The following is an 11,757-nucleotide window of genomic DNA, read 5'->3' on the forward strand; positions in this document are numbered from 1 at the left end:
ACAGTTATTTTTATTGGAAGTTCTTTTTGAATTCGATAAGTTTGTAACACTAAAATTCATACATGGGAAGCTCAATACTACACTTAGAAAATGCTGCAATTTATCAAGATAAAAATTTGGTTTTATCTGATGTTAATTTGAATATTAAAAAGGGAGAATTTCTTTATTTGATAGGAAAAACAGGTTCTGGAAAAAGTAGTTTGATGAAAACCTTGTATGGAGATCTTCAATTAAAACAAGGGAAAGGTGAAATTGTAGGTTTTGATTTAGAAAAATTAAAAGACAGAGATATTCCTTTTTTACGAAGAAAAATTGGAATAGTATTTCAAGATTTTAAATTGTTAAATGATAGAACGGTTTTTGAAAATCTTCGTTTTGTGTTGAAAGCCACAGGATGGAAAGACGCCAAATTGATTGCAGATAAAATTAGTGAAGTATTGGATAAGGTGGGTATGAAAACCAAAGATTATAAAATGCCTTTCCAGTTGTCTGGAGGTGAACAACAAAGAATTGCCATTGCAAGAGCCTTGTTAAACGACCCAGATTTAATTTTGGCAGATGAGCCTACTGGGAATTTAGACCCAAAAACCTCTATAGAAGTGATGGAGCTGATGAGTGAAATTCATAAAAGCGGAAAATCAATTTTAATGGCAACTCACGATTATGCCTTGATCTTAAAATTTCAGCAAAGAACCATCAAATGTGAAGGGGGCGAGTTGTTTGAAGTGGTGCAGCAAGGGGCATAATATTATTGAGCGAAAGCTACAAGCTCCGTATAAACACGTTTCCAGTTTTTCCATTCATTTTGTTCCGAAAGAGAGGAATTATGCCATAGGGAAATAAAAGTTCCTTCAACGGCTTTTACACTATGTATTATTTTTTTGCTTTTTGCGAGGGCTTCCTCTGGAGTCAATTGCATATAGCCATTTAAAGTTCCGTCCATTATTTGAAATGGATGCAACATTAAATTTGTTTGCTCATTTGTTTTGAGATTAAAAAAGGGAAAGGGATTACAAATTCCAGCTCTAAAACCTATTTTAGAGGCATAACCCATTGTGTAGTCATGTTCAATGCCTTCATGGATTAAATTTTCATAAGTTTCTGGGAAATGAAGCTTTAAAAAATGCTGCCTACTTTTAATTATTTTTTCTCCCAAAATATGTTCTAACCTCTTTTTTTCAACACCAATCAGTTGTGGATTTTTATTAGATGCGTAGGAGGGATGTAAACCAATTTCATTTTCCTGATGTAATTCTTTAATTAAATTTTGAAATTCAGGAGATTTATGATGCAGGTTTTTATCAAACTTTCCGTAATTCCCTACTTGAATAAAAAATAGATTGGCGTTTTTATTTTTTTCATTGATGTTCTTGAAAACTGCATAGGTATCATAAGGATCTTCTGTTTTTTTTGTAAAAAACGCAAGTTTGTTTTTTAATTCATCCGTATTCCCTTGAAGCAAGTTTTTGATGAAACTACTTGCTAATAAACCTTTTGATTTTCCTTTATAGGAATATGCTACATCAATATCAATGCTGTTGATGTATTGGTATTCTTTTTTAGGGAATCTATAATCTGGATATTTGGTTTCGATCAAGGTTTGTAATTCTTTGATCCAAATATTGACGATTGGTTTTTCTAAAAGATTATTTTTAAAAGCCAGACTATTTTCTGCTCTGAACCTTCCATGGTTATCTAGGTTCGTTTTGAAATATTCTTCATATCTACTTACCATATAGAAAACACTGGCAAATAAATCATAGTTGATCGATTTATCTGAGGCGGTTTTGAAAATATATGCAATGTCTTTAAAATAAGATACTTCTGGACTATATTCTTGAAAGTCAGTTTCAGAGGTTATTTGATGCGGTGTAATTTGAATAGCATCCTCAAGAGATTCTTTGCTATAGTTGATTTTAACATCATTAGAGACTTTTAAAAACTCTTTTTTAGTCACTAAAATATAATCTACAAAAAGCACATGTTTGAAAATAACATCCAAGGTGAAAGTCAGACGATTGCTTATAAAATCGCTGTAAATAATTATTGGTTTCAAATGGCTTTATTTATTATGAGATTAAAGACGATTGTTGTTAAAAGTAAAAAATAATGAGGACATTATTCTGCTTTAGCTAAACCTATTTTATAGGTAGCTAGAGCACGTTCTCTTGCAAACTTGTGATCTACCATGGGTAATGGATATTCCAGACTATCAAATTCGGGGATCCATTTACGGATGTATTTCAATTCTTTGTCAAACTTTTTAATTTGTTCAGTAGGATTAAAAACTCTAAAGTAAGGAGCCGAGTCACAACCAGTTCCAGCCGACCATTGCCAGTTACCATTGTTGGATGATAATTCATAATCTAATAGTTTTTCGGCAAAATAAGCCTCACCCCAGCTCCAGTCAATTAATAAGTGTTTGGTAAGAAAACCTGCTACTATCATACGCACTCGATTGTGCATATAACCGGTTTGGTTAAGTTCTCTCATTCCAGCATCAACAAAAGGATAACCAGTGGTTCCTGTTTTCCATTTTTCAAATTCCTCTTTGTTGTTTCTCCATTCAATGTGGTTGTATTTAGATTTGAAATTCTGATCTACCACTTTTGGGAAATGATATAAAATTTGCATGAAAAACTCGCGCCAAATGAGCTCGTTTAGAAAAACTTCATTGTGTTTTAATTGTACTACTAATTCACGAATACTTACGGTACCAAACCTTAGGTGTGGACTTAAGTAGCTTGTTTTATTTATATACGGAAGGTTTCTTTCTATTTCATAATCATGCAAATCATCAATAGCGTAGGGTAAAACTTCAATGGAAGATTTTTTGAATCCTAAACTTTCTAAACTAGGTAGGTCATAATGATTTTTGTGATAAGAATCCCAATGATTTACGCTATAATTTTCTAAAGAAACTCCATGGAAAATATTTCGCCATTTGTTTTTGTAGGGAGTGTATACAGTATAAGGAAGTCCGTCATTCTTTACAACTTCTGATTTTTCAAAAATCACTTGGTCTTTGAAAGAATGAAACTGTATTTTTTTTTCTTGTAGCAGTTGACAAATATTGATGTCTCTTTTTATGGCATAAGGTTCATAATCTTCATTGGTGTAAACAGCGTCCACTTCATAAGTTTCAATCAATTTTTTCCACACCTCTTTCGTTTTTCCTTTGATGCAAAGTAAACTTGAATTATGTTCTACTAAGGTTTTTTGAATTTTTTCTAGAGATTCATAAATAAAACGAATACGTGCATCATTTTCAGGCAATTCGTTGATGATTTCTTCGTCAAAAATAAAAATGGGGATTACTGGAAGCCCTGTTTGTAGTGCTTTATGAAGGCCATGATTGTCATGGAGTCTTAGGTCTCTTCGAAACCAAAAAAATGTTGTTTGCCTTTTTGATTGCATTTTAGGATTTCTATCGATTGATTTTTTTGTTGAGTAGTCCTAGTTTATAAAAATTAAGCACTGATATATGAAAATAGTATCCTTTTATTAGCATTAGTTTCAAAAGAGGAGCACTAATATAAGTCAAAACCTTTAATAGCCACAGCAGATTTCTGTTTTTTATGATATTAAATATTGTTAGGATTTTTATATTTTGGATAAGTTGGTTTTGATCTTGGTATGATTTTAATATATAAATCAGATTATCGATACTATACTCAACTTTTTTTAAATAATCACTGTTCAATTCATAATCAGCATTTAAAATAGGATTGTCAATATGTGTTAACTCAATGTTTTGATGCTGTAATGAAAAACCAAATAGTGTATCTTCATGACCATATTTTTGTATACTCTCATCAAATTTAATTTTTTTTAAAATAGACTTTTTAATAACAAAATTATTAGTCATAAAAGAATTGTATGGTTTGGCTTTCCTTTTATTTAAAGACATTGTCTCTTTTTTTAAACCATATTCCCAATTTAAAAGAAATTTTCTAGAAGGCTTTAAGTTTGGATACATTCTTCCTCCACAAACCACAGAACTTTGTGTTTCTCTTTTGAAGATATCAAGGTAAGACGAAATAAAAAAAGGACTTATTACACGTCCATCACAATCCAAAAAAAGGAGATATTCATATTTTGCATATTGAACAAATAAATTTCTGATTTTGGCCCTTCCAATATTTTGGTTTAATTGTATATAATTAGTGATTTTATTTAGGTTTTCATTTTTTGCTCGGTAATCATTATTAGAGGCATCGTCAATCAAAATTATTTCTGTGGAACTAGAGAATTGACTCGTTTCTAGCAACAATTCGTTTACAAAGGGGACAACATTTACATTATATATAGGGATGCAAATAGATAACATGAGAAAAAAGAAAAACTTGAGTTAAGGATAAACGCTAAGGTAATTATATTTTTAGCAATAGATGCTTTAAATAATCCCTTTATAGAAACTCAGTAAAGTTTTTTCTTGCTCTTCCCAACTATATTTATCAGAAATAGATTGTAAGTTTTTTTGCCAAATATTGTATTGAGCTTCGTTATTCAACGCTTCTTGTACAAGGCTTGCCATTTTTTTTGGATTATGTGAATCAGAGACCAATCCAATGTTGTGTTTTTTTACTAATTCTCCGACAATTTTTCTATTTGAAACTAATAATGGTGTTTCCGCTTGAATATAGTCAAAGATCTTATTAGGCAGGCTATATTCATAATTAAGGTTTGTGTTTTTATCTAAAGATAATCCAAGATCGGAAATCTTAGTATATTCCATTAAAGAAGCGTAATCTATTCTACCTAATATTTGCACTTTATACTGGAGTTTATACTTGCTAACTATCTTTTTTAACTTAGGAATAGCATGTCCGCTACCAATTATAAATAATTTCATGTTTTCCAAGTATTGCATCATTTCAACAGCTTCTTCCGCACCACGATCTATATTAATTCCAGCACCCTGCAGAATTAACATTTTATGATTTCCTTTTACCTCTCTACTAAGTTCAATGTTTTTGTTTTTGTTTTTTAACATTGGCGCAATGTTTCTTATGACAATAACATGGACGTTATATTTTTTCTCATAGATTTCAGCAATAACTTTATTTACAGTTATTACGTTTTTTAGTTTGGGAAAAATGAACTTTTCAATGGCAAGCCATATTGATTGCACTCTAGGTCTATTTATTAATTCTGGAACTTCTGTGTATAGTTCGTGACTATCGTACACTAACTTTTTCTTCATTAATTTTGAAATAATGAAATTAGGTAAAAGGGTATCCAAATCATTGGCTAGTAGAATGTCTTTCTTAAGGAAGAAAATTTTGAAAAATACACGAAGATTGAATTCTGCGAAGAATAAAAATCCTTTGCTAAAAAACAAACGCATTCTTTTGGTTTCATATTCTCTATTTAGCGGAGAAGATTTGTGCAATGTATATCCAATGACAGTTATTTTATAACCTGCTTTAGAAAGTGTAGTACAAACTTTGTGAACTCGTTGATCCGTTTCTAGATCGTTTAAGACAGAGACAATTATACGTTTCAAATTGAATAAAATATTGAGTTTTTATGAAGCTCGAAAATACTCAATAAATTTCATATTCGTCTTAGGAATAAAAAAATATAAATTCGTAGATGTAAAATATCTAAAAGGACTAAGGCTTTTTACCGAATAAAGTTTGAAAGCGGGTTTTCGTAAGTTTTTTGATTCTCGATATATGTGCAAATGAATTGATCTCGTTTTTAAATACAATCGTCCGTAGGTTTCTGAATTTATTTTCAGAATCTATTCAAGGAGTACCCTGATACCAGTGTGATTCCCAATAAATAATATCTTGTTGTTCCTCTGATTTTTGGAGTCTCTTCTCCTTAAAATGGAGTGAATAGTTTGTGTTTACCTTTCAACTAGTAAGTATTCTAAATATCTTATAGCTGATGCTATTACGTTTTTTCTTTTCTGTGCTTTTCCATCAAAAGCATCTAAAGTTTCTCTGTCGAGCATTCTACCTTTTACAAAAACAAAAGTCGGATTCTTCAAAGAGGACAGAGTTTCAAGTGGATTTTCATCTACTAAAATAAAGTTTGCAATTTTTCCCTTTTCAATTGTCCCAAGTTGATTCATAATTGCATGTGTTTGAGAGGCGTTAACAGTTGCCGTTTTCAAAACTTCAAAATTTGAGAGACCTGCTTCTTTATAAAATGCCAATTCTTTATGAATTGAAAATCCTGGAGTGGTCACACCGATTCCCGAGTCAGTCCCACAAATGAGAGTCACATGTGCATCATGAAGTTTTTTAACAATCATCAAATGAAATTCATGCTGTTTTTTAATCCTATCAACAGATGCGAGGTCTTCTTTCTTAGTGTTGGACCAACGTTCAAACTGTTTTTTACTATCTGTTTTTTTTATGAGTGGATTCATATATGATGCCAATTCTGAGTCTAAAATGGAAGCATCTAACATCATTTGGTAGATGTTGTTGAATACAGTAATAGTCGGACAATAATTGGTGTGTTTGGATTGTGCAATGGCATCAACTATGGGTTGTAATTTCAAAGAGTCTAAATCAAATTGCAATGGTTGTTGTACAATTTCTTCAGCATGTTCTATAGATTTAATCTGGGTGTTTAAATGATATGTAAAGGGCACTTTTTGTGATGGATGTGCTACAATATCGATTTCCGAAGTTTTGCATTGTTCCAGAACAGCATCAAAAATTTCCTTATCCAAACCATAATAAGTTTTGATAAAATCATAGCCTCTGTTTTTGTAAGAAATTACTTTTTCTTTTGCATCCACAATATTGCTTAAATTTATATTATCGTCCCCAATAAATTCGTGTCCGGTTAATTTGGGACCTGTTGTGAAAAATATTGGAGCTATTATTTTATCATTTGCAATATCATTCTTAATTCTTAAATGAGCAGGCATACCCCATAAATTTCTTATTGTGGTAACGCCGTTTGATAAATACAAACCAAGTTCATATCTGTCCCAAACATGTACATGCATATCTATAAGCCCAGGAACTAAATATTTGTTTTTACCGTCAATAACTTCTAAGTCATTTGCAATGATGTTGTCAGAAATCTGTTCTATAATTCCCTTTTTTACAAGGAGCATTTTATTTATTAAAACAGTGTCTTGATCCATAGGAATTATATTGACATTGGTCAAAAGAAAAGTAGTGCTGGAACCTAATTCATTCTTGTCAATTTTTAAATAATTAGTTCCTTGATAATCTAGATAAAGACTAATCATAATAGTAATTAGAATCGCTCCAAAGAGTACTCCAATAATTTTTAAAAGTCCTTTAAGTATTTTCATAAAACTATTTATGGTTGATTTAATAAGTATTTCCTAGATACTTCTGATTAGATAATCTTTCAAACCTAAAAGTAGGCAAATAAGTGATGCATAGCATGTCGATCAAAAAATTTTAAAAAAGGATATTTGCCAAAACCCAAAAAGCTCCCTTATAAGGAGCTTTTTTAATGAGATCATAGGTGGTTAATTTTGACTAAGAATCATGGATTCTAAACTATCAATAATTACATGGTAGAAACCTTCAAATAATTCGATCATTGCTGCTTTTGTTTCTTCATTTGTTTCGAATTGAGAACCCCAAGTAACTTTAGAACCTGAGTTTTCTAGAGCTTCAACTTTTACATTACTCACATATCCAGTTATAGGAAAAGGTCCTTCCGTTATTTTGTACTGCATTTCCATGGAGTTGTTGTTTACTTTTTCCAAAACTTCATGAATCATTGCTCCATCTGGCATGTAGCATGTTCTTTTGGCACCGGCACCTTCACCTACAGTTTCCGACCTTTCGATGGGTGAAATGGCTTCAATGTTTCTAAATGAGGATAATGTTGACCATACTTTGTTCGCTGGTACTTGAATTCTTTTGCTTACTACTACTTCTGTCATAATAATTAGATTTAATGGTTAATACAACAAAAATAAGGTTGCTTGTTCCATCATAAAAAAACAGCGTTCAGTTAAAAGAATTAGCGAATAAAATTCAGTTGTTCATCTATATAAGCTTGCAATTCATCCTTTGGTTTTATTTTGTACAAAATACTAAGACTGAAAATAATTCCAAGTAAAAACTCGGCATAAGTATCTATGCTGTTTTCATTTTTAATTTGCCCTAAATTATAGGCTTTTCTTAGTACTACTTTGTAGCTGTCTGTGAGGATCTGGAAATATTGTTCATACTTATTGATAATATCTCTATTCTCGTTACGCATTTCAACAATCGTATTGACCATCAAACAACTTTTTGGAAAGGTTTTATCAAGTAAAGCTTCGATAATTGAATAAAAAAAATCTTTTAAAGAGTCTAGGCCTTCTGTCGTTTCTCTTAATTGCTGAAGAAAGGGATCAGAGTAATTAGAAGTATAGTATTTTAAGGAGTCAATGAAAAGCATTTCTTTTGGGTACTTATTGTAAATAGTGGAGGTACTAACACCGACATGTTCTGCCAATTCTTTAGCGCTAATTCCTTTAAATCCATGAAGCCAAAAAATTTCTTGAGCTTTCTCTACGAGTTCATTGTACGAATGTGATAATTCTCTAGCCATGTTTTTTTAAAATTACGTTAATACCAGTTTCTATATGTTTTTCACGTTGATCTTTTGAGTGGATGAGGCAAAAACTTGTTGCGGTACAATACAAACCAAGAAAATGACGTGCAAGCAAATTAGAGTTATCAGATGAAACACCTTTTCGTTGAAGCAGCATATTGAGTTTATTTTCGATATCCGATAGATAGTCATCAACCAAGACCTTAATTTTTTTGTCTTTGTCCGCTAGTTCCGTTGCGATATGAATAAAATAACATCCCGGTATTGCATTGCTTTCATCAATAAAGCTTAAAAAGAAGTTTTTTAAAATTTCAGGTAATTCTCCTTCAGCCTTTAACAGATCAAGTTTTTCTTGACAATACCTTTTTTTGTATAAATGAAGTGAAGCATACAGGATCCCTTCCTTGTTTTCAAACTCATGGTATAAAGAAAAGCGGTTCACCCCAGTTGTTTGAACAATTTCATTGATGGAGCACCCCCTAAAACCATTCTCCCAGAATAATTTAATTGACTTTTCTAGTACATTATTGGTATTGTATTCTTTGTATCGCATAATCTATTTCAAATGTAGTCAATTCAAATTTTTAGAAAAAAAATGGCGTTCAGATATGAGTTTTAGTTTGTCATGTACTTAATTCTTGATAGTATTAGTTTATTTCATTTGGAAATAATTCTCCTTCAAATACGGTTCCCCACACCTTTATATCCTTTAAAGCATCAGGGGCAACTTTATACGGGTTTTTATCGATGATAGTAAAATTGGCTATTTTATCCTTTTTGATACTACCAATACTATCTTCCATTCTCCATGAATAAGCCGCTTCTATTGTAATACCTCTCATGGCACCATGGATGGATAGGGCTAGGTCCGGGCGATGCACATTGCCATGCAATGATTTCTAGTGACAGCACACCAAGCAAGATACAAGGGATCAGAAGGTCCAATAGGGAGATCAGAGTGAAGGGAATAAGGGATATTGTATTTTTCAACTGTTCCAGATCTAACCATTGCTGAGGCTCTTTCAGGCCCTAAACCAATTTTTGAGTAATTATCACTAAAGGCAGTTACGTAGTATGGGTTTGCACTTATTATACAACCAAGCTCAGAAAGTTTTTTTACTTGTTTGTCAGTAGAGTTTGCAAAATGAACGATGGTTGTTCGGTGGTCCTCTCTAGGAAATTCCTTCATTTTTCTTTCGATAACTTTTAACAATTCATTCATGCCTTTGTCACCTTTTACATGAATATGTATCTGGTATTCTAAAGGCCAAAAAATATCAAAAAGTTCTGAAATTGTTTCAGGGTTTTGAATCCATTCTCCTTCATGACCATCTAGATAACCGTCTTCCATCATCATTAATTTCAATCCAATATCCATCCGGATCTTGAATGTAAACCTGTTTGATTCCATCTTGTCGAATATAATCTTTACTAGGTGTATCCTTCCAATCCGTATAGGGGATCTTTAATTTATTTAAAAATAAAATAAAAGAAGCAATATCAGCTGTTGATAAAGCAAAATGAACAGCCTTGTTTGTTTTTATTTCTGCCTGTGGTCGGGGGATAAGGTGCAGTTGTTTACCATCACCAATGGACAACCATCTCGTTTTTGAATTAGAAGCTGTGTTTTTAATTTCTTGGAACTGAAATACTTTGTTGTAGAACTCAAAGGAAAGATCCACTTGTTTTACAGAAATGGCAATATGGTTTATTTTAAAAGGAAGCATTTGTGTAAAATATTAATATAGAAATATTTACTTATTTGGAAATTTGTGAACTCTTTTAAATTGTCTTGTAACAAGAGAATCAGAATTCAAAAGTTTTAGTGTTATTAGATTTTCTGCGAATTCAATACGCCAAAAATCTCTTTTGAGTGGGGTGCTATAAGGAATTAGTTCTAGCTCAGGTTTGTGGCCATGAACATTGTAAACACCATGAACTTTTCCTTTTTTGGTTCCAATAACAAAGCGCTTATCCCATCTGATAAAAAGATATTCATTATTTTCATTTGTGTCGGATTCCATAAAATAAGGACCATTACCAGTGGCTTTTTCTAATAGCCATAAACCAAGTATTTTATCAGCATAGGTTTCAGGTAATTGAGTAGAACGTTCTAGATGTACTTTAATATGCTGTCCTTCTTCGATTCTTTCCCAAATCATTTCATTTGCGCCCAACGTCATCATAAAAGGAGGGTTTGAGTCTTCAAGTCCGTTTGTGTTTATAATAAATAGCTCGTTTTTGTTTTGATTCAGCTCCCATAATCCATAGGAATGTTGGAATCTTCCGTTCCCTGATTCTTGTGTTTGATCCGCATGAAAACGGGTCCATCTCGCATTGGGTGTCATTTTTTTCTCACCAACCATTACAGATTTTACAACCCATAGCCCTTCAATTGTTGAAGGTTGATCGCAGCTAGTAAAAGATAGAACGACAGTTAAGAATACTATACCGCTTAATTTCATTTCTTTTTGTTAGATTTCTAAAGTTGGATACCTTATTTATTTGAGCTTTTCTAAAAAAAACACGATTTACAGATAACCAAGGCATGATAAACATTCTAATTTAGCTCCTATCTTCATATATATCAAATTCAGCATTTATGGAAGCCATTAATTCTGCATCTTCAAAATCAGCATCCGCCATTTGAGCTAATTTTTCTAGGTAAAGATCAAATTGCCCATTTTTAAAAATACTTAGCATTTTGCCTCCTTCTGTACATCTTGCGGCATGCCAAACATTTGGTGGAACTGTTATAGTATCTCCTTTTGTAGCGATAATTGTTTCATCATCAAATATCAATTCTACAGTACCTTCTAGTATATAAAATACCTCCGTCATAATTTTATGATGGTGTCTGCCTAAATAAAAACCAGGCTTAAGAGTATCTTCAACAAAACTTAATTCGCCGTTGGTATGATGCGATGAAAGTTTCACAAAACAATGATCTTGAGAATAGTTATAGTTTTTTCCTTCTCCGTTTTTAATGATTTCTTTTTCTTTCATTTCTTTATTTTTAATTGATTCAATTCTTCTTCTAATAATGTGGCCTCGTTTTGAAACTTTGTCATCGCTTTTTTGAGTTTAATTACTTTTTTTAAGAGTTCAACCTTGTCAACGACCTTAAAGCAATTTTCTCCATTAGTTTCTATAATTTTTGATTTTCCGCCACAAGTTGGACAGTCTATTGTGTTGCTCATG

The 11,757-nt window shown here is 31.9% G+C and carries 15 protein-coding genes; 1 reads left to right on the forward strand and 14 read right to left on the reverse strand.

Annotation, left to right across the window (positions count from 1 at the left end; all coding sequences use genetic code 11):
* Nucleotides 1–62 precede the first annotated feature (62 nt).
* On the forward strand, nt 63–746 hold the full coding sequence (locus tag P8H68_RS05210) for an ATP-binding cassette domain-containing protein (protein ID WP_300322324.1): 684 nt from the start codon (nt 63–65) through the stop codon (nt 744–746).
* Nucleotides 747–748: 2 nt separating this feature from the next.
* On the opposite strand, the gene P8H68_RS05215 is transcribed toward P8H68_RS05210, so the two are convergent.
* From P8H68_RS05215 to P8H68_RS05280, 14 genes are all read right to left on the reverse strand, one after another.
* Entirely contained in the window at nt 749–2,056 is a 1,308-nt protein-coding gene (locus tag P8H68_RS05215; protein ID WP_300322325.1) for a polysaccharide deacetylase family protein, read from the reverse strand.
* Nucleotides 2,057–2,118: 62 nt separating this feature from the next.
* Nucleotides 2,119–3,417 (reverse strand): deoxyribodipyrimidine photo-lyase, encoded by a 1,299-nt coding sequence (locus tag P8H68_RS05220; protein ID WP_300322326.1) that lies wholly within the window; start codon nt 3,415–3,417, stop codon nt 2,119–2,121.
* Between the two features lie 10 nt (nt 3,418–3,427).
* The gene (locus tag P8H68_RS05225) at nt 3,428–4,330 is read right to left on the reverse strand and encodes a glycosyltransferase family 2 protein (protein ID WP_300322327.1); all 903 of its coding nucleotides are present in this window, start codon (nt 4,328–4,330) and stop codon (nt 3,428–3,430) included.
* 66 nt (nt 4,331–4,396) lie between these two features.
* Nucleotides 4,397–5,509 carry a glycosyltransferase gene (locus P8H68_RS05230; RefSeq protein WP_300322328.1) on the reverse strand — a complete coding sequence of 371 codons (1,113 nt, stop codon included), beginning with the start codon at nt 5,507–5,509 and terminating at the stop codon, nt 4,397–4,399.
* 348 nt (nt 5,510–5,857) lie between these two features.
* Nucleotides 5,858–7,291, reverse strand: coding sequence for an amidohydrolase family protein (locus P8H68_RS05235; RefSeq protein ID WP_300322329.1), 1,434 nt, complete (start codon nt 7,289–7,291; stop codon nt 5,858–5,860).
* Between the two features lie 183 nt (nt 7,292–7,474).
* A complete protein-coding gene (locus tag P8H68_RS05240; protein ID WP_300322330.1) occupies nt 7,475–7,897 on the reverse strand; it encodes an SRPBCC family protein in 423 nt (140 codons plus the stop codon).
* A gap of 80 nt (nt 7,898–7,977) precedes the next feature.
* Entirely contained in the window at nt 7,978–8,553 is a 576-nt protein-coding gene (locus P8H68_RS05245) for a TetR/AcrR family transcriptional regulator (RefSeq protein ID WP_300322331.1), read from the reverse strand.
* On the reverse strand, nt 8,546–9,109 hold the full coding sequence (locus P8H68_RS05250; RefSeq protein ID WP_300322332.1) for a TetR/AcrR family transcriptional regulator: 564 nt from the start codon (nt 9,107–9,109) through the stop codon (nt 8,546–8,548). The genes P8H68_RS05245 and P8H68_RS05250 overlap by 8 nt, the downstream gene beginning before the upstream one ends.
* Before the next feature lie 94 nt (nt 9,110–9,203).
* The gene (locus P8H68_RS05255) at nt 9,204–9,398 is read right to left on the reverse strand and encodes an amidohydrolase family protein (protein WP_300322333.1); all 195 of its coding nucleotides are present in this window, start codon (nt 9,396–9,398) and stop codon (nt 9,204–9,206) included.
* A gap of 20 nt (nt 9,399–9,418) precedes the next feature.
* Entirely contained in the window at nt 9,419–9,907 is a 489-nt protein-coding gene (locus P8H68_RS05260; RefSeq protein ID WP_300322334.1) for an amidohydrolase family protein, read from the reverse strand.
* Nucleotides 9,879–10,283, reverse strand: a complete 405-nt coding sequence (locus P8H68_RS05265; RefSeq protein WP_300322335.1) for a VOC family protein — start codon at nt 10,281–10,283, stop codon at nt 9,879–9,881. Before P8H68_RS05265 ends, P8H68_RS05260 begins: the two co-directional genes overlap by 29 nt.
* Before the next feature lie 27 nt (nt 10,284–10,310).
* On the reverse strand, nt 10,311–11,021 hold the full coding sequence (locus P8H68_RS05270; protein ID WP_300322336.1) for a hypothetical protein: 711 nt from the start codon (nt 11,019–11,021) through the stop codon (nt 10,311–10,313).
* 100 nt (nt 11,022–11,121) lie between these two features.
* The gene (locus P8H68_RS05275; protein WP_300322337.1) at nt 11,122–11,562 is read right to left on the reverse strand and encodes a cupin domain-containing protein; all 441 of its coding nucleotides are present in this window, start codon (nt 11,560–11,562) and stop codon (nt 11,122–11,124) included.
* Nucleotides 11,559–11,756, reverse strand: coding sequence for a hypothetical protein (locus tag P8H68_RS05280; RefSeq protein ID WP_300322338.1), 198 nt, complete (start codon nt 11,754–11,756; stop codon nt 11,559–11,561). Before P8H68_RS05280 ends, P8H68_RS05275 begins: the two co-directional genes overlap by 4 nt.
* Nucleotide 11,757 lies beyond the last annotated feature (1 nt).

Source organism: Flavicella sp. (genome assembly GCF_029238425.1).
Lineage (GTDB): Bacteria > Bacteroidota > Bacteroidia > Flavobacteriales > Flavobacteriaceae > Flavicella.

Coding starts and splice junctions, on each gene's coding strand:
- P8H68_RS05210 (WP_300322324.1), top strand. CDS start 63: ATGGGAAGCTCAATACTACACTTAGAAAATGCTGCAATTTATCAAGAT.
- P8H68_RS05220 (WP_300322326.1), bottom strand. CDS start 3,417: ATGCAATCAAAAAGGCAAACAACATTTTTTTGGTTTCGAAGAGACCTA.
- P8H68_RS05225 (WP_300322327.1), bottom strand. CDS start 4,330: ATGTTATCTATTTGCATCCCTATATATAATGTAAATGTTGTCCCCTTT.
- P8H68_RS05235 (WP_300322329.1), bottom strand. CDS start 7,291: ATGAAAATACTTAAAGGACTTTTAAAAATTATTGGAGTACTCTTTGGA.
- P8H68_RS05240 (WP_300322330.1), bottom strand. CDS start 7,897: ATGACAGAAGTAGTAGTAAGCAAAAGAATTCAAGTACCAGCGAACAAA.
- P8H68_RS05245 (WP_300322331.1), bottom strand. CDS start 8,553: ATGGCTAGAGAATTATCACATTCGTACAATGAACTCGTAGAGAAAGCT.
- P8H68_RS05250 (WP_300322332.1), bottom strand. CDS start 9,109: ATGCGATACAAAGAATACAATACCAATAATGTACTAGAAAAGTCAATT.
- P8H68_RS05255 (WP_300322333.1), bottom strand. CDS start 9,398: ATGAGAGGTATTACAATAGAAGCGGCTTATTCATGGAGAATGGAAGAT.
- P8H68_RS05260 (WP_300322334.1), bottom strand. CDS start 9,907: ATGGAAGACGGTTATCTAGATGGTCATGAAGGAGAATGGATTCAAAAC.
- P8H68_RS05265 (WP_300322335.1), bottom strand. CDS start 10,283: ATGCTTCCTTTTAAAATAAACCATATTGCCATTTCTGTAAAACAAGTG.
- P8H68_RS05270 (WP_300322336.1), bottom strand. CDS start 11,021: ATGAAATTAAGCGGTATAGTATTCTTAACTGTCGTTCTATCTTTTACT.
- P8H68_RS05275 (WP_300322337.1), bottom strand. CDS start 11,562: ATGAAAGAAAAAGAAATCATTAAAAACGGAGAAGGAAAAAACTATAAC.
- P8H68_RS05280 (WP_300322338.1), bottom strand. CDS start 11,756: ATGAGCAACACAATAGACTGTCCAACTTGTGGCGGAAAATCAAAAATT.